Source organism: Pedobacter suwonensis (genome assembly GCF_007833675.1).
Lineage (GTDB): Bacteria > Bacteroidota > Bacteroidia > Sphingobacteriales > Sphingobacteriaceae > Pedobacter > Pedobacter suwonensis.
Genome location: NZ_CP031708.1, coordinates 4,749,118 through 4,774,733, shown reverse-complemented (window position 1 = coordinate 4,774,733; position 25,616 = coordinate 4,749,118). Strand labels below are relative to the sequence as shown.

Sequence of the window (25,616 nt, the reverse complement as noted above, 5' to 3'; positions counted from 1 at the left end):
AAAACTGGAAACGCAGCGATCAGATCCGCTTTAATTTCAGTTTCAAAAACGGTGTATTCAACTCAATTGCAGCGCATTTCCCATTTACATAGGTATATTGATTATAGCTACCATTGCGTAAGGGAATTTGATAAGTATGTGCCGATTTATTAACTACCTTAACATTTTGCAAAAGGTTATCTGCATAAATATGCTGCCGGCCAACAGGTTCAAAAAATAATATGCTTAGAAAATTCGAACGGATTTCCGGTACATCAACAGATTGAACTGTTCCTTCATCAACGCCACTGTAGGTCCCGTTGGCTATCCTGGTCTGCTTATTGGTCCGAACCTTGCCATTAACTTTTCGCAATACGGTAGAATATTTCAGTATTCCTTTTTCAAACATGGCTTCTTCCTGCCCCTCAATAAGAATGCTTTTAAGCACTACGTTAAAATTAGCGGTAAAATTTAACCTGATAACGCAATCCTGATCATTGCCTGTTTTAGTGATCAACATCTTTCCAACGTTTTTTTCATTATAAAATACGTTGTACGTGTGTGATTGCGACTGTGCAAACACAACTTGGCCGATAAGTACCATAATAGCCATTAATAAACACTTTTTCATATCACTTTATATCTAGTGGAACCGCACCTATCCTGAAATTTAAATCCCCTGATCTTTCAATTAATAGCAAACAGGTTAAAAATTAACGGGCGTTTTTAATGATGACAGCAGATACACTAAAAAGTCCTAATTTGGATATGTTCTGCTTAGAATAAGAGGTTGTATGTTTAAGTCGGGTAGTGACCTTTAAGTGCGGTAGCGCAAGGCCGTTAGAATTCCATCAACTTTAGGTGAGACCTATAAGGTAAGAAGTAAATTCATTTGCCTGCTAACGTTTTTAACGGGCGCTCTTGCATTTCTACATCTGTTGCATAAAAAAAGCCACTTGCTTTACCAGAAATATTGCCTTTAACGTTTCCTGGAACGGAAGATAGCAATCCTTTCCAGTCTGTTTCCTGAAAAAGGTTATACAGGTAAGTGCTATAAGCTTCAGACAGTGAAAATTTATAAATATTAACGTGATCACTTATCGCCAGATCAAGTACCCTCGATTGTTGGGTTAATGGGTGCAGGGCATCAGGTGTCCCGAAAGTATGAGAATAACTGAAAGGGAAATTTTCGTCAAATTTACTTTCCGTCCAGGTTTTCCCTGTTGCCAGGATCAACCATTGTTGTGCTGTAGAAGTTCCGAAAGTATGTTTGGGTATGGTAACCCGGTATCCTCCATTTCTATTGGTAACCACAGCCGGAATATAGGTGGAATCTATCGGCAAAACCGGTAATAATGTATCCGTTGCCGTATATTTTTTATTGTTATAAATAACCGTAAGGGTATAGCCCTTGAAAAAATTTTTATTCTGCATTACCACACCCGAGTAAACTCCGGATGAAGAAATTTCTTTAAGTGGAATATCATGCTGGCCATCGTTAATGCTTACCGTGGCATTTGAAACTGCCGATGCATGATCCCGATCTAAGGATGCTGGTTTGGTAATCCTGATAAACTGTTGGGTAGTATAGGTGTTGATGCCACCCTCTATAGTTAAATCATAAGGGATTTCATTAACAGATCCTTCCTTTTTACATCCTATAAAGAGAAAAGCTGTAACCATTATCGAAAAAACTGATTTTAAATGCATCCTTTTAGAATTTGAAGGTATATGACAGGCCTAATGTCCTCCCGGAGAAAGATTGCTGATCAAAGTTCAACTCCTGCAGATCCTGCTGGTTGATCCTGTAAAACAACGGAGACCTATGGTTATAAACATTAAACAATCCTACACTAAAGGTATTAAACCAGTTTCTGTTCCGCACCGCTATTGGAGCAGGTGTCCACTGGATGGTAAGATCAAGGCGATGATAATCGGGCATTTTTGACGAGTTCCGATCTCCATAAATAGGTACTTTCAAACCATTCTGCTCATAATAACCAATTGGAGAGGTAAGCGGACGGCCAGTGCTATAGGTAAAGAAAGAATTTGCGGAGAAGTTTCTGGAAATCTGGTAAGATAAATTAAGCTTTAAAACATGCGGAATGTTATATCCTGCGGGGTAACGCCTTCCCTCATTGATACCATTTATGGTACGGTAAACTTTAGAAAAGGCGTACATTAAATTACCCTTAAAGTTACCGATGTTTTTAGAAAAGGAAAACTCTATTCCATATGCATTTGAAAAACCAGGACGCAATTCGCCCTCTATAAAACTATTGGAGATCAGCTGGGCATGATCGGTTAATTCAAGCTGGTGCTGCATTTTCTTATAGTATACATCAAAGATATAACTTCCTCCAAACAAAATATCTTTATAGCTGAGGGAGATAAAATCAGATCGCTGGGGCAACAAGTTTATACCTGAAGGAATCCAGCTTTCTAACGAAGAAAATGCAAGCTCATCATTTTGCACCAGCTGAAGGTATTGATAATTACGGTTATAACTCAATAGTAACGAACCGTTTGCACCTGGCATGTACTGTAAAGATAACCTTGGCTCCCAGCGTAAAAAGCCTTTTTTATTTGCCGCGTCTACAATTACAGGTTCAAACTGTTCGTCCAGATCATAGGTTCTTTCATTTGAAATGGTATTAAAATAGCTCATCCTCAACCCGTAATTCAGCTTGATTTTTTTCCAGGGGGAGAGTTTATGTGAAAAATAAAGGGCGTGTTCGTTTGCCCTCACACGAGAAATATTATTGTAAACCGAACTACTGCTCTCTCCTGGGATAAAAAGGTGATAAATACTGCTAAAACCATAAAGAAACTGGTGGTGTGGATTGGGATAATTTATAAAATCACCCTTTAAGGTTACATCCCTGATCCCGGTGATCCACCTGTTTGTTCCCTGTGAGGAATCTGCATTGATACTGAGTATATTTTTGTAATTGCTATAGATTGCCGAAAGGTTAACAAAATGTTTCGGCCCGAAGATATGGTTCCACCTTAAGGTAGCTGTCTGGTTGCCCCATTTATTAAGGTACCCATTAGATGAATTAACCCTATCCCTACCTACATAAGCAGAAGCGAAAACCCTGTTATTCTGACTTAGTTTATAATTGAGCTTAAAATTAAGATCATAGTATGCAGGGCGCAGATCAAACAATTCAAGGTCGTGGCTTAAAAGATTATTTAGGCTTCTGCGGGCGGCAAAAAGAAAAGAACTCTTATCTTTAACGATTGGACCTTCTAACGAAGCCCTTGCTGTGAGCAAACTCACTCCTCCTTTCAATCGCAGCTGTTTGTCATCACCATCAGCCGTACGCACATCAATAACCGATGATAAACGGCCGCCGAAATTGGCAGGCATTGCGCCAGTAAAAGTTTGAATGTTTTTTAGCGCATCGGGATTAAAAACGGATGTTAGGCCGAAAAGATGCGACGGACCGTAAACGGTGGCCTCATCTAAAATGATTAGATTTTGATCTTTATTCCCACCCCTGATAAACATATAGCTACTACCTTCAGTTAAAGCAGTAATGCCATTTTCCATTTGAAGCGCTTTAATCAGATCACTTTCGCCTTTAAAATATGCACGCTGACGGCCATTGGCCCAGTTAAATGTTTTTCCGGGACTTAAGAACGCAGATGAATCTTTTTCATCTGGCTGCCTTACCTGAATTTCCTGCAGTTCCAGAACCTTTCTCTGTAGTTGGAATACTTTGTTTTCATTAGAAACCAACGAACAAGTAGTTTTAAGTGTGGTATAGCCAACAAGACTGACCTGGATTTCGTACCTCCCTGGCGGTACTGTTAATGAATAAAATCCATAACCATTACTGATCACTCCCTGCTTAAGTTCGGGAATATATAAACTCGCACCGATAAGGTCTTCGCCACTTTCAGCATCAACGATCCTGCCGCTTAAGCTAACTTTATCTATCGGAATAATGATAATTTCATTGTGTAGTATTTTATAGGTCAGACCAGTTCCGGCCAGTACGGCCTTAAGTATTTCAGCAATAGATACATTCACAAATGCCCTGTCAACTTTGTGTTCACCGGGAATCAGTTCAGGATCATAAGATAAAGGCACCGAATACTCAGTACTCATTAAATCAAGTGCCTGTAGAAGAGAAGAATCTGATAAACGAATACTTATTTTTTTGTTCAGCAACTGCTGTTGGCCATAAACATTCACCTTTAGCAGTAAAAAAACACAAAAAACAATCAGCTTTATCGAAATAAAATCCTTTACTGTGATTGTGTTCATGTACAAATATCGCACATTAATGCTACTGGTTAAAGTTTTATCCAAACAAACTACGGGTTGCTTAATGCAAAACTTCCATTTGTATTTACAACTTTCAGGTTAAGGGAAGTCCCGATAATCTGCATAATTTCTTCCACTGATTTTTGTTTGAAATACGCTGTCAACCGGCGTTCCCTAAGTTCATTGTCCTGAAACATCACTTTAACGCCATATATTTTCTCCAGATCTTTGGAAACTACCTCAAGTGGGCTTTGCTTGTAGCGTAATGTTTTATCGTACCATGCTCTGTAGTTAATATCTTCATTTGGGCTTTTGGTCAAGGCTTTGGCCGACACATCCAAAATCCCTTTATCCTGCGGATCTAACAGTATCTTATTTTTGCTGCCACTGTATTCCATGGCCACTTTTCCACTGTTAACAATCACAGTTACGGAGTTAGACTCAATATTTAAATTGAAACTGGTACCCAGATCCATTACCTTAAGTTCTCCGGTCTGAATTGAAAATGGATTTTTCGGATTATGCTTTACGTTAAAATAGGCTTCGCCACTCATCAGTTTTACCTTTCTGGATTTGGCAAAATCGCGCTTATTATAACTGAATGAACTATTCTGATTTAGAATCACCTCACTTCCATCAGGTAATATTAAATGCTGGCGCTCTTTTTCACCCGTCTGCACCATCTGTTCGGCGTTATTTTTCCAGATATTGATGGCTACCAAGATACCAATAAGTAGTACTGCGGCGGCAGACCATCTTAAATAATTTACCTTTTTCAGTTTCAGAACCTTATGGACAGGAATTTCAGGATCTTTAAAAGCCAGTGCACTAAGCTTTTGCCATGATTTTTCAGTATCCAAATGCTGTTTTTCGCCAAGCAACTCCGCATTTCTTGAAATTTCAATAATTTCCAGATAAATATCCACATTCGCTTGTGAATCCGCTTTCCACTTTTCCAGTTCAGTGCGCTGATGCTCTGTAAGGGTTCCGTTCAACTCATCCAGGATCAGCTGGTAGGGGATTTCATTTTGAGTATAATTTTCTTCCATATCAATTCATTAATTTAGTACCATTCTGTTAATAAGACAATACCATTGAAAATTAGTCCTATTTAAAGAAGTTAAAAAAAATAATGGCGATCGGCAACGAAAGATCTTTTTTCATGAGCATCCTTATCTTTTCGTAACCTAAGGTAAGGTGGTTTTTAACAGTTTTAACGGAAATATTTAAAGCATCGGCAATTTCCTGCTGTTTACAATGGTCAAACTTACTCATCATCAGCACTTTTTTACATTGAGGAGGAAGTGTTTCAATGGCCTGCTCAAGGCGTTGTAGTTTATCTTCTAATATTTGAGCATCATCATTAAATTCTTCCTCCTCATCTATAGCATATCGAAAGCTTTCAACATGTGCATCAAGCCGTTGTTGCTGCTTTATCAAGTTTAACGAACCATTTATGATGCTCCTGGAGAGATAAGCTCCTAATGATTGCTTGATAGAGATTTCTCTGCCATTATTCCAGAGCTTCAGGAAAACGTCATGTACAATTTCTTCCGCCTGCTCCTGGTTGCGCAGGTATTTATATGCTAAGAGGTAATTTTTTTTGTAATACAATTTATAAAGCTGCTCAAAGCTTTCTTTGTTTTTTTGTCGAATTCCTCGCATTAGCTCGGCATCGTGGTCGATCATGTTAGCAGAAAGTTTTAAATATTTATCACAAATGTTTGGAAACCGCTGTGACGACAACTCCAACTAAATTGGTTACATCACCACTTGCTTAATGACAACAGCATTGGCATTAAGTCCCAATCAAATTCGTTATTTATTTGTTTATGTTTCAATAAACTGATGATCAAAGAAATATATTCCGCAGCCAACTTGCTAAAATAAATGAGTAAAGTACAATTATAAATGACAAACGGTATTTGTCATCTTTTATTTGTGGAAAATATAAGGAAATGGTATAAAGTTACCTATTCATTTTACCGTTCAATATCAGGGTTTAAACTCCTTTACACCTGACGAACAACGTTGGTAAGATATTTCCCCAGGTTGATCATTTAATTTTCTATGTCAAACCTAAATTCAACTTTCTTTGCATTAAATATTAACTATCCTTTACATGGATGGTTAAATGAACTACACTTAACAGTTAATTTCTATAACTTCAAAGATGGAACACCAAAATGACCTAAAAAAGCCGGCTTTATATTTTACGGCAAAACTACTAGTCTATTCGGTACTGATCTACTTTGGTTTTAACGAAGAACTATTTAAAATAAACACTTCGCTGGCCCAGGGGCTTTTATATGCCACTACTTTCTTTCTCAGTTTCAATGTAGTTGTTTCTTTTGCACGGCTCATTGTAATTGCTTTATACTTAAGGAAGCACAGAGATAAAAAAATGGACATGAACAATTTTGTTCTTGGCATTAACCGCATTTCTTCTATCATCAATACCGGTACGTTCATCATCTCCGTCATGATTCTTTTTGATATCGACATAAGGAATATGTTTGTGAGCCTGAGTATTGTTGCCGCAGCAATTGCCGTGCTTTCAAAAGATTACATCACGAGCATGGCAAATGGCCTGATTATCATGTTTTCTGACAGGCTCTCACTGGGCGACAAAATAACCATAGGTGAATTTAGCGGAAAGATCAGGGATATCACACTGATTAATATCATCATCGAAAATAAGGATGGGGATATGATAGTCATCCCTAATGCTGTAGTATCTTCTTCCATTGTGCTTAACCGGAGCAAAAAAAACATCAGACAGTTGGCGGTAGAATTTGAACTGCGCCTGGATCATGCATTTTCAATCGATGAGGTAGAAAAAGCATTAAAATCTTCGATCACACCTTTCTTAACCAGTATCAGAGAAAACAGCTTTTCACTCCAGGTAGTTGCGATGAAACACGACCTGATTCACTGTAAAGCCCAGCTTATACTTGCAGATGACAACAAAATAATAGAACGCCATATTTATCGAACCATGCAAGATGCAATAATCGCTATAGGCAGTTCGGCAGATAAAACATCCCCTAAAGATTAATAACGACAATATTTTTGACCATATCGTCTGCTAATACCTAAGTACATTTACAGGGAATCCAGCAAAGTTTTTCGGTAAAGGTTTCCAACGGGGAGCCTGGTTCCATCAAAAAGAATGGCCTCCCCTCCCGAAACGGCTGAAACCTCTTTCACCGCAACAATATATGATTTATGGATCCTGACAAATTTTTTGGGATCAAGCTTGTTTTCCACTTCTGTTGTGGTAATCTGACTTAAGCGCATTCCATCTACGGTAAAAAACTTTACATAGTTGCCATAACTCTGCGTATAAAGGATGTGATCAAAGTTAAGTTTGATCATTGCCCCATCAACCTTTAACACTAAATATGCAGCTTTAGCATGCTCTTTTTGCGTAGACTGTTTGGGTGCAAGACGGTTCATTACCTTATCAACAGAGGCCAAAAACCTTTTAAAATCGAAGGGCTTAACCAGATAATCCACCACATCATATTGGTAACTTTCCAGTGCATACTCTTTATAGGCCGTAGTTAGCACCACAAATGGCTTTGCAGATATTGCACCGAGCATATCCAATCCACTAAGGCCCGGCATATTAATATCCAGAAAAACAAGATCGATATCATTTTGGTAAATATATTCCATCGCATCAAGAGCGGTATAAAATGATCCTGCCATTTCCAGATACCTTACCTGGCCAATAAAGTGTTCCAAAACCCGGTGTCCACCCTCTTCATCATCTACGATAATACATTTCAATATGTCCATGTTTAACTATTTTTTAAATTAATAAATACTTCGGTACAATGCCGGTCAGGTAGTCGCTCGGTAGTAAAGCGATGGGCATCTTTATAAAGAAACTCCAGTTGCTGTTGAATATTTGCCAGACCAATCTGTGTGGAGTGCTTTTTCAGACTCTCATCAGCAAGTGAATTTTCAATGTGCATTTTCAGTCCTTCTTCAGAAAGGTGGATATCGATATTTACAAACCAATGCTTAAAATTCTGACTGTGTTTAAAACTATTTTCGATCAAAACAATCAATAATAAGGGAGCGATAAATCGATTTTGTGTATCGCTTGTACTGCTCGAATAATTTAACCTGATATCGCACCGCTTACCAATACGTTCACGTTCAAGGTCAACATAATTTTCGATGAAGCTGATTTCGCCTTCAAGTTTCACCTTGGTCAGATTCCAGTTTTCGATCTGGTAACGCATCAGTTCGGAGAGTTTTACAATTAATGCGGGGGTCCTTTCAGGTTCTGTAAGGCTAACACCATACAAGTTGTTGAGCATATTAAAGAAAAAATGCGGATTGAGCTGAGCATGCAGAAATTTAAGGTTCATTTCATTGAGTAAGAGCTGATCATGATTCCTTCGCTGTAATTCTGTTGCGTAGCTTTTCATTAGCGAAAGGGCCATAATGGTTACCGTACTTACTACGCAGATTACAAAATGGTAGATAAACCCTAATAAAAAGCCTTCATCTCCAAAAAAATCGGGCTTTATCCAATAATAATCGGCCGTAAAAAGCATAATTGCACCCACTGAAACTCCAGTAAGTGTAAGGATAGTATAAACCAGATAGCTTCTGCGCAGGTAGTAAGGATAGATATAAAAACGATGTACCTGGGCCTGGGCATATAAAATGAGAAAGAAGCCCAATCCTTTCAAAAAGTTTTCTGGTGAGTTGATAAATATCCACTCGTGCAGCATAGTCAATGCGAACATTGCGCAAAATATTACGGCTTCCTGTATCCACAAACTGCTTATTTTATTTGAATTTGCCATTCTAATTATTTTCGTTATGATCCCATCCTAATCAGGCAGATTAAGTTTTGCAAAAGCATTACACTTTAAGATGCACAAAATTCCCCGTTTTAAGTTAAAGCAACAAATCTTAATGACAAACGGTATTCAACCTTTTATTTGCCAGACTGGTCATTTATATTCCCTTAAAAACACCTTCTTGTGTTGCTTTGCAGCATTAAAATATATTCAATATGAGCAAAGTAAAATTATTTTTGTCGTATCCACTTATGTTGGGCATTATGCTTATTTCGATGGCAACATTTGCCCAGACAGGGAATAATTCACAGATAACAGTAAAAGGAATTGTAGTAAGCAAGTCGGACAACCTTACCCTCCCTGCAACCACTATAATATTACGGACCGAAACTGGCGATTTATTGGCTACTGTAGCATCTGGCAATGACGGGGCTTTCACGGCAAAGGTGAAATCGGTTCCGAAGATTAAGTTACAAATCAGTTATATAGGTTATCATGATTATCACTCGGGCATCATTCCTGTTGAAGGTGAGATACTTGATTTGGGCAGAATGGTGCTGGAAGAAAAAAGCACAACAATGCAAGGCATAACAATAGTAGGCAGCCTTAAAAAGCCAATCATCCAGAGCAGTAAAGATAAAATTATATACAATGCTGCTTCCGATATCAGCAATAAATCGGGTAATGCTGCCGATGTTTTGCGCAAGGCTCCTATGCTTACCGTAACGGCCAATGGAGAATTGAAAATGCGTGGAAATTCCAACATCAAGGTGTTAATCAATGGTGTTGAATCCAAAATTATGGCTAAAAATCTTAAAGAGGCCTTAAAAATAATTCCTGCCAGTTCAGTCGTATCCGTTGAAGTGATTACGAGCCCTTCTGCTAAATATCAGGCAGAAGGTGCTGCCGGTGTGATCAATATCATTACCAAAAAGAAACTGAAGGGAACCAGTGGCACATTGGATCTTTCAGCAGGGAATTTGGAACAGACCGGGAACCTTGCGCTGAACATGACCGTTGGCAAACTCAATCTCTCTGCTGTAGGGAACTATAGTGGCGAGCGAGAAAAGAGCATGACCGAATTACAGCGTTTCTCTTACATGGATGGCAGGCAAACGGGAAGCCTGTTTCAAAAAAACAATGGCTTAATGATCAACAGAGGTGGATCTGCAAGCTTATCGGCGCAATATCAGATTGATTCGCTACAAACCCTGGAAGGTGGTTTTTCTTACTGGAAAGGCGTATGGCCTCAAAAAAACAGTTTCTACAACCGTTATAATAATGGAGGTGTAAATGATGAATATCGCCAGATAAGCGATCAAAGTGGCCAGTTTACCTACAAAGAAATGGTAATGAACTATCACAAGAAGTTTACGCGCGAGGGCCAGGAACTACAAGTTCTTGCGCAGCGATCTTTATCTTCAGACTTTTCAGACTACCTTACCAAACAATATAAAACAGATGGAACACTTTCATTTGAGGAAAGGGGACCGAACAAAGGAACGGAAAAGGACTGGAATTTTCAGGCAGACTATACCCATCCACTAAGCAAGTCGGGTAAAACGACTATGGAATTGGGTACGAGATACCAGGGAACCACTTCTACGAGTGTTTATGAAGTAAACAACAGCCGCTTACAGGCAGACCCTACACGTTCAGGAAGTATGAGCTACAGGCAACGCGTCCTGGCGGGTTACATGAGTTTAAACTTTGAAACGGGCAACGAATGGACTTTCAGGCCTGGTATCCGTTTTGAAAGGACGGGAATCAATGCAGATTTCCAATCTGTTCCATCTTTTGGAAGAACATTTACGAACTGGGTACCCAATTTCCTGATCGCTAAAAAGCTTGGAGAAAAACACGAACTTAAGCTAAACTATACCGAAAGGATTCGCCGTCCGAACATTTTCGACCTTAACCCTTATATCAATGCCAGCGATCCGCTTAACATCACCCAGGGAAATGCATACCTGAAACCCGAATTAACACGTAATCTGGAGCTGACCCATGTTTTTACCGGTGAAAAGGAAACAACATTGATCAGTAGCCTTTATTACAGTGCAAACAAAAACGCTATAGAAACGGTAACTACTGTGAAAGCAAACGGCATTTCTTACAGTAACCCGGTTAACATTGGCCAGAACACGAGAATAGGAATGAACCTGAATGGAGTTTTCAAGCCAATAAATAATTGGACGGTAAATGCAGGGGCAGAAATTTTCCATTTACGTTTTTCCAGCAAGGCCCTAAACATATCAAATCAAGGCACATTTTTTAATACCACTTTAAACAATACACTTACCCTGCCCCACGATCTTTCTTTAAGCATTTCTGGCGATTATGGAAATGGTTTTATCACCTTGCAGGGTAAAAATTCAGCTAATTATTCTTACCGTTTCGCAATCAGCAAGCAATTCTGGAACAAAAAGGCCAGTATCACCTTTGCAACGGTTAACCCTTTTCAGAAAACATTTAAAGAAAATGTTTATGCTTTTGCACCAACTTTTCAGAGCACAGGCATCAACAGGTTTTACAATAGGTCGGCAACTATATCTTTTAGCTGGCAGTTCGGTGGGCTAAAGCCGTCACGCGAAAAAGAAAGTCGTTTTCCAGATGAGCCGAATGCGAAACCGGTACGTGGTAAAAGGATAAGATAATCATGGATAATAGGTAATGAAAAGCAGCGTCATTGGACTGAAACGCAGTGGAATGGAAAAATCTACAGGAGTGCTGACTTGAGGAAGTTAATGAATAGAAGATGCTAATGAGGCAGTGCCGATAATTAGTGGGCAGGATAATCATCACCAGGCTTCAGATGGTAGGGAAAATCCTTCGCTATCCAACTATAGTAGTTGTTTTGGTTATCCATTACCGTTACCAATCTATACCTGCCTATTCTTTCGCCTATTTTACAGATTTTAAATGCGTTATCCGGACTTAATGCTTTCTCCCTCGCAATTTCACTCATTGGGCTGCAGGATGAAAGCGTAACTACCAGCAAGGCAAAAAAATAAATATAAATTAAAATACATCTTTTATTTAGTAAGCAATTTTGATCTATCATGCCTTTCTGACAACCAATTCCCTTAAAAGTCCTAATATGGCCTAAGCCTTTCCGATACGCCAGGAACAATAAACATGGGCAGTACCAAATCACTATCATAAAGCCTGGCTTAAAGCGGTTTAAAATGTTTCAATTGTGCTCGGTTGGCTTGGGCCTTTTTAAGGAAAGCGTTGTCTTTAAAAAAACATTACAGTCCGCACATCCCTATGATCAGCAAAGTAAATTATCAAGGATACAGAACATTTTTTAAAACACTATTTGCAGTCGCCACCTTGGTGATGTTAGTATTATTCTTCTTCCACGAGAGACATGAAATTAAAGGATCTGTTGAACTTCTAACTACGCTTAACCTATGGATCATTATTGGTCTTAGCTTAAGTTTTAGCTATATCTACCTGCAAGGATACTTATATGTAAGCAGTTTTCGCGAGTTGGGCATCAAGGTAGATTTACAGCATGCTGTTAATTTATACCTGAAGCGAAATTTGTTGAGCATCATGCTACCTGCAGGCGGTTTTACATCATTAGCTTTCTTTTCTGATGAATTAAAAGCAGAAAAGCTCAGCCGTGAAAAAATCAACATGGGGTCGATCATCTATGCCGTTGCGGGTATTGCCTCCTTAATATTATTGGCTATTCCGGTTATCATCTGGTATCAGGTTGCAGGGCAGGCGACAGCGACTTTTTGGCAATCAGTTTCGTGGATAAGCCTATCGACTGCTTTGATAACGTTTCTTACGTGGTCGTTTTTAAGGCGTGGTTACATTTTTAAGGTGTTATACCGGTTTTTCCCTGCTGTAGAAACTTTTCTCACTCAAATTGATTTGCTCAAAAATGCTAAGGTAAACTGGCGGAGGCCTTTGTTTATTGCCCTACTTACTGAAGTTGTTGGCATTGCCCACGTATATATTGCGATGTTAGCACTTGACATTGAGCCAAGTTTGGGTATATGCATTTGGGCGTATACAATAGCAACACTTTTATATTGTTTTTCTCCTGTGTTAAAAGGAATCGGGACAGTTGAAGTATCAATGGTTATGGTTTTTATGGGGGCAGGGATTAAAGAATCGCAAGCAATATCAATAACACTGTTATACCGGGGCTTTGAGTTTTGGTTACCGCTTATTGCAGGCATCTGTCCTTTTATTTTCAAAAAAATGGCATTTTGGGCCCGGCTTTTGCCTGCATTATTCGTGTTAATACTGGGCTTGGTAAATATTATTTCAGTAATGAGTCCCGCACTTACTGATCGTATACGGGTTTTAGATCAGTTTATTCCCCTCATTGGTGTAGATCTGTCAAACGGTATGGTATTATTAATGGGGGTACTACTGACAATTTGCACTTACTATTTATTTCTTGGTGTTAAAACCGCCTGGTATATGGCCTTTGTCATGGTGGCCCTATCATTTCTTGGCAACCTGACAAAGGGGTTCGATTATGAAGAATCACTACTAGCCCTTATGGTAATGATATTTCTACTGATATCTTATCCGCATTACGATATGAAAGGCAATATTAATTTAAAAAGTAAAAAATTGGTGATTTGGGCATCCGTTTTTCTTGCCATAATTGGCTACGGAACCTTAGGATTTTATTTCCTGCAAGGAAAACATATTGATGGCAATTTTACTTTGCCTATTGCCTTTATAAATAGTATGAAGCATTTTTTACTGTTAAGCAATGAAGGCATACAGCCCTGGAGCATTCTTGGGGTATCATTTTTAACTTCTTTAAACATACTTGGCACCATATTTCTGGTTTTATTGGTTTATAAATGGTTGAAACCCCAATTACCCAGGCTTGAGCCTCCTGCAAAAAGCATCAGGCGTGCCAGAGACATTGTAAACAGACATGGCCTTTCGCCAGTGGATTATTTTAAATTGTTGGATGATAAACATTATTATGTTTGTAAACAGGTTGAAGGTTTCTTTGCTTTTGGCATATCTTCAGGGTACGCCATTGTATTAGAAGGTCCAGTCTGTAAAAAACAATTTGATCATATCCGCAAAGCGATTATCGAATTTGAGCATTTCTGTAAAACCACAGGAATCCGCCCGGCTTACTATCAGGTAAATCCTTCTTTGCGGGCTGTATTGGTAGAAATGGGAAAAAAGTCTTTTCATATCGGCCAGGAGGCTTTAATTGACATTGAAAAATTTAACTTGGAAGGAAAAAACCGCAAAGCATTGCGAAACACCGTTAATAAACTGAAGCGTGAAGGTTATGAACCCAAAGTATATCAGGCACCGATTTCAGATGCTATGCTCGTGGAGTTGAAAACGATTTCTGATAACTGGCTGGCGGCCACTGGAAGAAGAGAACGCGGATTTTCGCAAGGAACATTCGCGCCTGAGCAACTAAAACATCAGGATATTATCGTATTGGAAAATGCGACAGGTAAAATTGTTGCGTTTCTTAATGTGATACCAGATTATGTTCCTGGCGAGACGACCTATGACCTGATCAGGAAACTCACACCTGAAGAGGGTGGCAATATTGATATACTCATCCTGAAATTTATAGAATATTGCAGAGAACAAGGCTACAGCCGTTTAAATATGGGACTGGCCCCCTTCTCCGGAGCACGCCCCAACAATAGCCTCAATGAGAAACTTATGGAACTGATCCGGAAAAATGCGCCTCAGATTAAGGCCTGGAAGGGCCTAAGAGAGTTTAAGGATAAATTTGATCCGCAATGGGAAGACAGATTCTTAGTGTATGAAAATGCATGTGATTTAATTCTTTTGCCAAAAGCCATAAAAAAGGTGATGGAAGTTCCTGCACGTCCTTATTGAAGAACAATAGGACTTTAGGTAATATTTCAGAGAACCTTTAAATAGAAAAGATACTTTTATCTAGATAGAACTCTTCAAAATATCGTCATCCCCAACTCTATTCAAGGCGCTTTAATGAAATAAACTTAACTCTGGTGAGCAGATTAACAACTTTTATTAACGCTGTCATTAGAAACGGTATTCTGCGAAACCGGGAAACCAAATTTCAGCAACGCTAAAGCATTCCAGTAAATCTCTGTAAAAACGTCACCCCGAACTCGTATAAGGGTCTTGCATGCATCTATATGCCTTTCCTTTTGAGGGTGAGCTAGTGGATTAAGATGACGACCAATTCCATTGAAAAATACGCTGCAAATGGAAAATATTTTTGAAAACTGTTACACGAAAGATTCCTTGTACTTGTGGAACATGAGCATTCTGTTGGAGTCTGTTAGTGGGAGTAGCGATCTTTTTTTTTGGCCAAAAACAAGGAATCAGGTTAATAAATGAAAGTCTTTTTTTAAAAATCCGGCCGGTAATAAATCTACCAGCCGGGCGATAACAAGAAAAAGAAACGCTAAATTAAATAGCTTAACCGGATAGGATTAAAAATCAAAGGAAAGCTTCGCCCGAATTCCCGATGGCGATACATTTGGGTTGTTCAGATAATTTAATCTACGAACGTAATCCACCCTCAGCACTTTAAAAATATTGCCCAGCCCTATACTGGCTTCCATATATGGCGCACTACCTAATCTGCCTGAAAACTGGCCACTAACATTATCAGCAGGCAATCTAAATAATTCCTGATGAATAGAAGGATCACTGGATGAATCTAAAAAGCCCTTTAGTACCTTGAATGACACAACTTCTCTCAACTGGAGTTTTTTAAGCAAAGGGATTTTATTCAGAAAAAATCCATTGAACTGGTGTTGTACATTAACACCAACGTATCTATTACTCATAAACTCCATAAAATTCATTAAATTGTAGGAAGAAAACTGGTAAATGTAGGATTGATTAGCACGATGTATATTTAAGAGAGGATAAGGTACTTTTCCAAAAATTACACCACCTTCAAGCTGGGCATCCGAATAGCCCAATTGGGAGAGAAAAAAACGTTTGGAGGCACTAAAAGTAAATCGTTGATAACTATATGAACTGCCCATGACACCCTTAAATCCAATGTCAGCCTTCAACAATAAGATTGGGTAGCCATTGTTGATGATGCGACGGTAACGCTTCCCCTGAAAAAAAGTTTCATGGGGAGCCCATCTGATCTCGCCTGTAACCTCTGAAGTTGTTAATGAACGATACGATTGTAAGGGCGAATCAAAACTCAAACTCCCCATAGGTGTTAATGTTTGCCGGTTTACGCCTATTTTAAATGAAAGGTGGTTTTCAAACTCATGAAGATATTCAGCAGAAAACTTATCCTTATACCACATTTTATTGTTAACTCCTCTTCTTATCGAGAGCAATACATTATCATCAGAAACGTTGTTGAGTTGCTGACCTGGAATCTCTGTATCAAAACCATATTGAATATTTAGTGACCTTACAGGAAATGTATAAATAGAATTATCCGTCAATGAAAATGTTGTTCCGAACTTGTATTTTAACCGCTTATCATTGGTGCCGTAGGCCGCGTAGCCGTCAAAAACAATTTTTCTACTGAAAGCATCTGTTGTGCGCCCTCCTATCCGGAAACGGCTTCCTTCCAAACTATTGAAACTATATAGCGAATTCAGAGGCCCTAATTCAACTTTCCCACAATTAACAAAACCTGAGAAAAGCATTGAGGCGATGTTCATACTTCTATTGAAAGCAGCATTGCTTTTTAAACTGTCGACGTTATTGAAACTGGTCTGTTCGAGGGCCGATAGTTTTTCAGGCCTTAAGGTGTCGAAAGAATGGACATTCATCTGGGGCAAAGTCCTTTTATTGTCTTTTGCTGTGCCAGTTGGAAAGTTACTGTGTTTATAACTGAAATCAGTCATGATCAGGGTCCTCACACCAAAAACATTCATTCCTTCTTTAAATACGCCCAGATTTAAAGACATGGTACATTTCGATAGAAAATACCGACCGTCAGTGTGCTGTTGGTAAAGGATATCAAATTTTACGTGATCAACCCAGTTGATATTCGACTTTTCGTTGATTTTTAATTCAGCCCGTTGAACGGCGTCTTTACCGTCCAAATCAATAAAAATTAAACCGGTTGCCAAAGCATCTTCTTTGTTTCTTGGCGAAACCAATACCTTTACCTTCCAGGGTTTTGTGGTTTTTATGGTATCAATAATAAAGTATTTGTAAAATGCTGTTGCCTCTGGAGCTATCGGGCTTAAAATCTGCCTATTTCCAAGCTGAATATCATGATCATAAAGATCAGGCTTGCCATATACCTTGTCCATAAACTCATCAAAGCCGTCTTCGTCAAATTTCTGGTCAATTCTACTTTCCTGCATGGCAACAACAGTGCTGGCTACCGGCTTCCCATTACTGTAATTTTCTTTCAATGACACCTCCTTAAAAAAAACAGGCACCAAAGTCCTTCCCGGCATTAGTTCGGTATCCATTCTGTTTTTTAAAAAAGAAAACTTTTTAAGCAAACTGGATTTTTCGACCGCATCATTTTTTAGCGCCAATGACATGGAAAGCTTATCATACACCGAATGTGTATACATGGGGTTAAGCCGTGCATTATTTTTTTCTCTGGCATTGATAACCCGCTGTATCAGTTCTACAGCAGCGTTATCCTTATTTCGGTATCTAACCCGCCTGGCTTTAACCGTTACTTCATCCATTTTATTATCTGGCTCAAGCTCAATAATTAAAACATTACCTTGACCACTGATGGAACGAACCTCCGATCGGAATCCTATTGCACTTATCCTGATGCTTTTTACCTGACCAGAAAAGCGGATGCCGAAATGGCCCGCACTATCACATCGGGTACCTCTATTAACTTCACCAACGATACTGATCGTTGCGTATGGAATAGGATCCTTTGTAGATTTGTCAATAACTACACCTGATAGCTCTTTTTGCTGTGCCATTGTACTTCCTGCAGAGAAGATAAGCAGCACCACTGCTATTATTAAAAATCTTGTTTGTTTTATTTTACTATTCATCTATAATCTCCTGTCCAGTTGACAAGAGAAGATCTAAAAAGTCCTAATGGTTAGCTGAAATCATAATCCTTTTCCAATGTACCTACAACACAATGGTTGCTTTCATAGCATATTTTTTTTCCGTAGAGAAAACAAAGAATCTAAACTTTTTTTTATAAAAAATTAGGACTTTTTTAAAAACATCTGCTCATTAAGATAAACTAGTTTAATATCAGATAGTAGTTTTGGTATCATCCGGTTTCATCTGGCCGTACCAAAATTTCATCTGTAATCCTGTTTGTTTAAAATGGTAGTACCGAAAGGTCTACCATTTTTGATTAAAAATGCTTTAAGCCGACATCAGTTACTTTAAAAATCAAATGAATAAATAACGCGCAGATGACCAGAAAACTATTGCTAACTACCGTGCTAATTTTATTGGTTGCTTATGGCCACGCACAACAGACCAACTCAAAGCGCAAAAAACAATTCTATGTTACACCCGGCATCGAAATACTGAGATCGACACATCGGAATTATTTCTACAGCGGCTCCATCAAAGTTAATTATCTGGTTCAAAATGGGCTTGAGCCTGGCATAGGAATCGAATTTGCCAGCGCCCCTCTTCATAAAAGCAATAATTACACGTTAAGAAATCTTCGATTCTCTCCTGTATACGCCAACTTAAGGTATACGGTTAAAATACGGGGAAAAATTAGCCCTTTTGCCGAAACATCGTTGGGAATTTCGCTAAACCGATATCAAAGTTCTTATGATTTTGGTCCACCAGAAACAAAACAGGTAAGCGAATCTGGATTTTATACCTATTTCGGTTTGGGAGCAAAATTTAATTTAAGCCCAAAAATGAACGCCTTAATGGGCGTTGGTTTTAAAGGTTACAAAATGAGCTTAAATGATTTAGACATCAATCCACATGGGGTCTCACTAAATTTTGGAGTTGTTTTTTAAAATAAGTCAGTCATCAGCAAAAGGTCTTCAGTAAATTCACCGTATAAGATCTATGAAATACTTGCATCTTTGAAATGGCTACTGCAATTCCTTTTAAATCAATCAGCTTGTTAAAACCCAGTCGTATTTAAAGCTAGACCAGATTGTCATTGGTCTAACCAGGCTTTAAATAGCGGTGCCCGTTCCCGGCTTACAAATGCTTCGTGTAGGGCATAATGACGAAAAGTAACTTTGAGTTTTGAATTGAAATGATTGTAGACCTTGTCTATGGCATTTACGTTTACGATATACTGTCTGTTGAGCCTGAAAAAAAGTGTTGGATCCAATTGCTCTTCCAGTTCTTCCAGATTTTGGGGTACAACCTCGTTCTTGCCATTGGGCAAATGTGCGTAAGTAACTTTATGTTCAGAATGAAAAAAGCTGACATCATTAGCGGCAAGAATTTTATAACCGTCTTTATGAGGGATTAGAAAACGTGTTCTGATCTTTTTGTTCTCTAGTGCATCAATTACGCCCTGCAACCGGTCGGTTATCATTGCAGATACATTTTCTATCCGTTGACCAACTTTTTCAAGCGCTGCAGCAAGTTCCTCCTGTTCTATTGGTTTAAGCAGATAATCCACGCTGTTAAACTTGAACGCCCGTACAGCATACTCATCGTAGGCTGTTGTAAAAATAATAGGGCTTTTCACTTCTACCTGATTAAAAATCTCAAAACTAATTCCATCGGCAAGTCTGATATCCATCAAGATCAAATCAGGAACAGGATTTGATTTTAGCCAGTCAACACTGCCGGCAACGGTATCCAATACATCCAAAATCACCGCTTGCGGTTTTATGGCCAGCACTAACCTTTTGAGTCGTTCGGCATTAGGCTGTTCATCTTCTATAATTAATATATTGATCATTTAAGTAAGGGTAAAATTACCGTAAAATGCTTGTCCGTTTTGGTTATTATGATTTCAGGCGCATTGAGCAGGCGATAACGATCCCTGACATTATCCAGGCCAATCCCGGTTCCATCCAGATGGGTCAACAATGGTTTTAGTTCATTACACACTAAAATTTCGTCGCTTTTTGACGATTTAATTTCGATCAGCAGAGGATCTGATTTCACAGTGCGATTATGCTTGATGGCATTTTCTACCAACAGCTGCAGTGACATAGGTGGTATCATGGCATCTTTACTGATGTGCGCAAGATCTATGGTAAAGGAGATCCCTGAGCCAATCCTAACCCTGGTCAAAAACAAATATGATTCTAAAAACCTAAGTTCTTCAGCAACCGAAATTTTATCTTTTTTTGAATTGACCAGCAAATAGCGGTACACCTTGGCGAAGTTTTCTGCATATTCAAAGCCTTTTTGCTGATCCTGTAAAATCTGCTCTGCCAGAACACTCAGGTTGTTGAAAACAAAATGCGGATCGATCTGCAGCCTTAAAGCATAGAGTTCGGCCTCACTGGCAGCCTGTTTATGCTGGGCTGCATTTACTTCCAGTTCAAGCGCCAGTGTGGCTGTTTTCTTCCAGCTGGTCAGGAAATAATAACCAATATTACCCGCCATGATCAATAAAGAAAGAATAACTGCTGAGGTTAGAAATTGCGAGAAAAGCCTGAGTTCCTCTCTTGAATAATTAGGTTCTTTCTCTAAAAAAACAGCAACATAGGCCAGGTCCATAAGGTGAACAGAGATAATGGCTATAATGGTCTGCAAAAGTGTCTGGACAAGCAGCCTTATGCCCGATTTTTTTTCCCAGGTTAACCATCGATCAAGTTTACGATCTACCCAAAAACTAATTAACGTGAGCAGCAAAACATATATGTAAGTGTACAGGGTATCGCGAAAAGCAATCCAGCCCGGACTAATATAATGCTCTTTCCAGTAGGGGTCGTATGGATCTACTAGATAAGAAAGCAGGGTGAGAATCAGCAGCGCGACTAAACTTACTATAATTACATGGCGTACAGGCATTTTTTCCCTTATATAGTTTGTTTTTCCCATAGTGTAAAAATAAGCTTTGCCAGCATCAGTAGCAAAGCTATTCATATCATTGCAATCCTCCGCCCAGGCTACGGTACAAATCAACAGCAGCCTGAAGTTTTTCCAAACGTATATTGGCGCCTTCAAGTTCGGTCTGCAGTAAATTATTTTGCGCCGTGATAATTTCCAGGTAGGTTGCCATCCCGTTCTGGTAAAGTAACGAAGCATCTTTCGTTGCTTTTTTTAGGGCCACTACCTTTTCGTCAACCAATACCAGCCGTTCTGCAGCACGTTTCTGTTTTTCCAGTGCATCGCTCACCTCTCCCACGGCAGTCAGCACGCTCTGCTTAAACTGAAGTACAGCCTTTTCCTGCTCCAAAGAGGCTCGCTCATAAGCTGTTTTAAGTGCCCTCTTCTGAAATATCGGCTGGGTGAGATTTATTGCCAGGTTTTTAGCCAGCGACCCAGGCAAATTAAACCAGGAGTTCAGTTTAAATGAATTGGCGCCAATAGATGGTGTTAGGCTGAACGAAGGATACATGGCCACTTTTGCCAGCCCTAATTTGGCCTGTGTATTCATTACAACCCATTCTGCGGCTTTAACATCCGGCCTTCTGCTTAGCAACCTTACCGGCAATGCACTACCAAAACCCTGGTTAAGTGCAGCCAGACTAAAGTCTTGTTCTCTGTCAATAGAAGCTGGAAATTCACCACACAATATGCTCAATGCATTTTCCTGTATAGCGATGTTTTGTTTTACCAGCGGAACCAGTAATTCGGCCGTTTTCAATTGTGCTTTAGCCTGCTGAACAGCCAATGAATTTACCTGTCCGGCGTCGTACTGCAAAGCCGTCATCTTCAACGTACTGTCGCTTAAAACCTTATTTCGATCCGCAATTCTCAATTGTTCATCAAGAGACAGCAAATTATAATATGCCTGGGCTACCTGGGCAATAATTCTGGTTTGCAAAGCCCTGGCACTTTCCTTATTCGCCATTAAATCTGCATAAGCACCGTCTTGCTGCAGGGCGGCTTTCCCCCAGATATCGGCTTCCCATGATACCCTGAACTGTGCATTGTAATCATCTATATAGCTCGTTTTCGTAAACTGCTCGCTCAATGAACCGTTTAATGAGTTTTTAGACATCCAGTTTCTGGCCGCCGTTACATTCAGATCAAGGGTTGGCAGGAGCGCCTGTTTGGCTTCCTTTAATCCAGCCTCCAGCTGCTTTATAGTAAGTTTGGCTGCCGCCAGATCATTATTTCGCTTTAAGGACATGGAGATCAGATGCTGTAGTTTTTCACCACCGAAAAAAAATTTCCAGGGAAGGCTTAGGGAATCGCCGGTAAGTGATGAAGATTCCCTATAGCTTTTGGGCATTTGCATGGAGGGCTTAACCTGAGGCTTCCTCAACAAACAAGATGAATAAAACATGATGCAAAACGCCAATAATATCAAATTCTGTATCCGAATCATTTTATCTAAACTTTATTTTTTTGAACAGAAATTTTTTCCTGCAGATATTGAAATATTATAAATAGCAACGGAATAACAATTACGCCTAGCACTACACCGGAAAGCATGCCCATAGCAGAGCTTACACTGATGGAACGGTTACCTACTGCAGTCCCCCCGGTGGCTGTCATGAGCGGAATCATTCCAACGATAAAGGCAAGAGAGGTCATGATGATTGGCCTCAGCCTTGAACGGGCGCCTTCAATAGCTGCATCTACAATAGTTAAACCAGCCTGGCGTTTCTGAATGGCAAATTCTACAATCAGGATCGCATTTTTGGCTAGCAAACCCACCAGCATGATGAGGCCGATCTGCACATAAATGTTATTGTCCAATCCAACTGCCTTGACACCTATAAAAGCGCCTATAACACCTGTAGGAATGGAAAGCAACACAGAAAGCGGTAATAGATAACTTTCGTATTTTGCAGCAAGAATAAAAAATACGAATAGCAGGCATAGCCCTAAAATTATAACTGTTTGGTTACCGCTGGCTTTTTCTTCCAGGCTTAAGCCCGTCCATTCATAACTATAATCAGCAGGCAGTTTTGATAGCGTTTCTTCAACCCGTTGCATAACCACCCCATTGCTTACACCAGGCGCCCCGGTCACATTGATATTTAACGAGTTGTATAGATTGTACCTCCCTACCGATTCTGGCCCGTATACTTTGTGCAGGGTTACCAGCGTAGATGCCGGAACCATTTGCCCGTCTTCACTCTTTACATAGATTTCCTGAAAAGCATGGGCATCCATTCTGAATATTCCTTCGGCCTTGATATTTACCCGGTAAAATTTACCAAACCTGGAGAAGTTCAGCGACTGGTCTCCGGAAAAATAATTTTGTACAACACCCAGCAGATTACTGACACCAACCCCCATTTGTTTTGCCTTATCTTCGTTCACTTGCAGTTCAAGCTGAGGATAATCGGCCCTGAAAGTGGTATATGCCATGGCTATTCCCGGCTTCTTTGATAGTTCCCCGATAATCTGATCAGCCTTTTGTTTAAGTTGTTGTGGATTACGTCCCATACGATCCTGCAAGGCAAATTCAGCACCACCCGTAACGCCATAACCCTCTACAGGCGGCATCCGAAAAGCCATTACAGTTCCGCCCTTAACAGTAGTAATGGCCTGGTTAACCTGGTTCATGATCTGATTGATATCTTTTACTTTACCGCGCTCCCTGATAGGTTTTACGGTAACAAAACCCATTGCATAGGATGGTCCTGCTGCATTACTCAATAAATTAAAACCGGTAATGGAGGTATTTTCTCCCACAGCTTCGATTTTTGCGAGTTTGTCGCCAATTTCTTTGGTTACCTGGTTAGTTCTATTGAGCCCTGTCCCCGGCGGCATGGATAGCGCAAACATGAACATTCCATCATCTTCCTCTGGTACAAAACTTTTCGGGGTGGTGATCATCAACCAGGCCGCCACCCCAATCGTTAATGCGATAAGCCCTGCTGAAATCCATTTTTTTGAAATTAAAAACCGCAGCCCACTGATGTATCTATTCGTTAAATGATTAAAGCCAGCATTAAAGGCGTTAAAAAAGCGATCCTTAAGCCCAATCGGCTTACGGTGTGCTGTAGCTGTACCATTCTGGTGATTGTTTTTTAATAGGATTGCACACAAAGCAGGCGTAAGCGTAAGCGCGTTAACAGCTGATATGACAATAGCGATGGCAAGGGTATAGGCAAACTGTTTGTAAAAAAGCCCAGCTGATCCGGACATAAATCCAATTGGAATAAATACCGCTGCCATTACAAGGGTTATCGATATTACGGCCGCGGTAATCTCACTCATTGCAGCTTTTGTGGCTGCACGACCGCTTAAATCGGAAGTTTCCATCTTGCTATGAACCGCTTCAACCACCACAATGGCATCATCCACTACAATTCCAATGGCCAGCACCAGGGCAAAGAGTGTAAGCACATTTATGGTAAATCCTAAAACTAACAAAAAGAAAAAAGTTCCAATAATGGCCACCGGTACTGCTATAGCAGGGATAATGGTTGATCTGATGTCCTGAAGAAACAGGAAAACAACAATAAATACCAGGATAAATGCTTCTATCAAGGTAGTTTTAACCTGGCTGATCGAGAGATCGAGTTTTTCTTTTGTACTTAAAATCTTAGAAAAATGAATTCCCGGCGGAAAAGTTTTTTCCAGCTTTTTAATTTCAACATCAACGCCCTTTTCAATTTCATTTGCATTCGATCCGGTTGTTTGGTTAATCGCAATAGTTACCGCATTACGGTTATTCGATTTATTCGCTCCTGAATAACTGGTCGACCCAAATTCCACTCTAGCTACATCCTTCAGACGGATGACACTTCCGCCGTTTCGTTTAACCACCATGCGTTCGTAATCCTGAACCAGGTTTTTCTTTCCTTTATAACGAATTACATATTCAAGGGCAGCATCAGAGTCCTCACCAAGTTTTCCCGGGGCAGCCTCAAGGCTTTGGTCTGCAATAGCATTAGAAACATCTGCAGGTACAAGTCCCAACGAAGCCATTTTACGTGGATTGAGCCAAATACGCATGGAATAATCTTTCGTACCAAATACCTGTGCCTGGCCTACGCCCGGAACACGTTTGATCTGTGGAATTAAATTGATATTGGCATAGTTTTGCAGAAAAAGCTCATCATATTTTTTATTGTCGTCAGTATACAGATTAAAAATCATGATCATACTATTCTGCTGCTTGGAAGTGGTTAGCCCGTTACGGACCACTTCCTGCGGAAGAATTGGTGTGGCTTGTTGTACCCGGTTCTGCACGTTAACGGCAGCCTGGTCTGCATTTACACCCTGCTTAAAAATGATGGATATAGAAAACGAACCATCATTTGATGCTGTTGATTTGATGTACTGCATATCTTCAACACCATTAATCTGTTCTTCCAGCGGGGTAACTACCGAACGGATAACAGATTCACTGTTTCCTCCGGGATAGGCACCTGAAACCATTACCGTGGGCGGAGAAATATCCGGAAACCGGGTTAGCGACAGGCGTGTTAAACCAATTACACCCAAAATCACGATGACAATGGAAATAACGGTTGCAAATACCGGCCTATCTATTATTTTTTGTAACATAAATTTCAATG

Annotated in this window: 17 protein-coding genes; 4 read left to right on the top strand and 13 right to left on the bottom strand. The window is 39.7% G+C overall.

Features of this window, described 5'->3' with window-relative positions; translation table 11 throughout:
• Positions 1-19: 19 nt before the first annotated feature.
• From DV942_RS19710 to DV942_RS19690, 5 genes are all read right to left on the bottom strand, one after another.
• On the bottom strand, positions 20-610 hold the full coding sequence (locus tag DV942_RS19710) for a DUF6134 family protein (RefSeq protein ID WP_145860386.1): 591 nt from the start codon (positions 608-610) through the stop codon (positions 20-22).
• 257 nt (positions 611-867) lie between these two features.
• The gene (locus tag DV942_RS19705) at positions 868-1,662 is read right to left on the bottom strand and encodes a DUF4249 family protein (RefSeq protein WP_450091359.1); all 795 of its coding nucleotides are present in this window, start codon (positions 1,660-1,662) and stop codon (positions 868-870) included.
• Positions 1,663-1,693: 31 nt separating this feature from the next.
• Positions 1,694-4,255: a TonB-dependent receptor gene (locus tag DV942_RS19700; RefSeq protein WP_145860381.1), complete on the bottom strand. Its 2,562-nt coding sequence runs from the start codon at positions 4,253-4,255 to the stop codon at positions 1,694-1,696.
• 50 nt (positions 4,256-4,305) lie between these two features.
• Positions 4,306-5,304 carry a FecR family protein gene (locus tag DV942_RS19695; RefSeq protein WP_145860379.1) on the bottom strand — a complete coding sequence of 333 codons (999 nt, stop codon included), beginning with the start codon at positions 5,302-5,304 and terminating at the stop codon, positions 4,306-4,308.
• Positions 5,305-5,362: 58 nt separating this feature from the next.
• A complete protein-coding gene (locus DV942_RS19690; RefSeq protein WP_145860377.1) occupies positions 5,363-5,944 on the bottom strand; it encodes an RNA polymerase sigma factor in 582 nt (193 codons plus the stop codon).
• Between the two features lie 484 nt (positions 5,945-6,428).
• Here DV942_RS19690 and DV942_RS19685 point away from each other — a divergent pair, with 484 nt between their 5' ends.
• Positions 6,429-7,313, top strand: a complete 885-nt coding sequence (locus DV942_RS19685; protein ID WP_145860375.1) for a mechanosensitive ion channel family protein — start codon at positions 6,429-6,431, stop codon at positions 7,311-7,313.
• 47 nt (positions 7,314-7,360) lie between these two features.
• Here DV942_RS19685 and DV942_RS19680 read toward each other — a convergent pair whose 3' ends face one another.
• Positions 7,361-8,059, bottom strand: coding sequence for a LytR/AlgR family response regulator transcription factor (locus tag DV942_RS19680; RefSeq protein WP_145860374.1), 699 nt, complete (start codon positions 8,057-8,059; stop codon positions 7,361-7,363).
• A gap of 2 nt (positions 8,060-8,061) precedes the next feature.
• Positions 8,062-9,084 (bottom strand): sensor histidine kinase, encoded by a 1,023-nt coding sequence (locus DV942_RS19675; RefSeq protein ID WP_145860371.1) that lies wholly within the window; start codon positions 9,082-9,084, stop codon positions 8,062-8,064.
• 212 nt (positions 9,085-9,296) lie between these two features.
• Here DV942_RS19675 and DV942_RS19670 point away from each other — a divergent pair, with 212 nt between their 5' ends.
• Complete coding sequence (locus tag DV942_RS19670) at positions 9,297-11,738, top strand: TonB-dependent receptor domain-containing protein (protein WP_145860369.1); 2,442 nt, start codon at positions 9,297-9,299, stop codon at positions 11,736-11,738.
• 125 nt (positions 11,739-11,863) lie between these two features.
• On the opposite strand, the gene DV942_RS19665 is transcribed toward DV942_RS19670, so the two are convergent.
• Positions 11,864-12,049: a hypothetical protein gene (locus tag DV942_RS19665; protein WP_145860367.1), complete on the bottom strand. Its 186-nt coding sequence runs from the start codon at positions 12,047-12,049 to the stop codon at positions 11,864-11,866.
• A gap of 302 nt (positions 12,050-12,351) precedes the next feature.
• On the opposite strand from DV942_RS19665, the gene DV942_RS19660 reads away from it, so the two are divergent.
• Positions 12,352-14,943, top strand: a complete 2,592-nt coding sequence (locus DV942_RS19660) for a phosphatidylglycerol lysyltransferase domain-containing protein (RefSeq protein ID WP_145860365.1) — start codon at positions 12,352-12,354, stop codon at positions 14,941-14,943.
• Positions 14,944-15,527: 584 nt separating this feature from the next.
• Here DV942_RS19660 and DV942_RS19655 read toward each other — a convergent pair.
• Complete coding sequence (locus tag DV942_RS19655; RefSeq protein ID WP_145860364.1) at positions 15,528-18,056, bottom strand: DUF5686 and carboxypeptidase-like regulatory domain-containing protein; 2,529 nt, start codon at positions 18,054-18,056, stop codon at positions 15,528-15,530.
• 378 nt (positions 18,057-18,434) lie between these two features.
• Here DV942_RS19655 and DV942_RS19650 point away from each other — a divergent pair, with 378 nt between their 5' ends.
• Positions 18,435-19,004, top strand: coding sequence for an outer membrane beta-barrel protein (locus tag DV942_RS19650; protein ID WP_145860361.1), 570 nt, complete (start codon positions 18,435-18,437; stop codon positions 19,002-19,004).
• Positions 19,005-19,150: 146 nt separating this feature from the next.
• On the opposite strand, the gene DV942_RS19645 is transcribed toward DV942_RS19650, so the two are convergent.
• The 4 genes from DV942_RS19645 to DV942_RS19630 form a co-directional block, all read right to left on the bottom strand.
• Positions 19,151-19,912, bottom strand: coding sequence for a LytR/AlgR family response regulator transcription factor (locus tag DV942_RS19645; protein WP_145860359.1), 762 nt, complete (start codon positions 19,910-19,912; stop codon positions 19,151-19,153).
• Positions 19,909-21,006, bottom strand: coding sequence for a sensor histidine kinase (locus tag DV942_RS19640; protein WP_186462360.1), 1,098 nt, complete (start codon positions 21,004-21,006; stop codon positions 19,909-19,911). Before DV942_RS19640 ends, DV942_RS19645 begins: the two co-directional genes overlap by 4 nt.
• Before the next feature lie 46 nt (positions 21,007-21,052).
• Positions 21,053-22,366 (bottom strand): efflux transporter outer membrane subunit, encoded by a 1,314-nt coding sequence (locus DV942_RS19635; RefSeq protein WP_244950750.1) that lies wholly within the window; start codon positions 22,364-22,366, stop codon positions 21,053-21,055.
• A gap of 101 nt (positions 22,367-22,467) precedes the next feature.
• Entirely contained in the window at positions 22,468-25,605 is a 3,138-nt protein-coding gene (locus DV942_RS19630) for an efflux RND transporter permease subunit (protein ID WP_145860353.1), read from the bottom strand.
• Positions 25,606-25,616 lie beyond the last annotated feature (11 nt).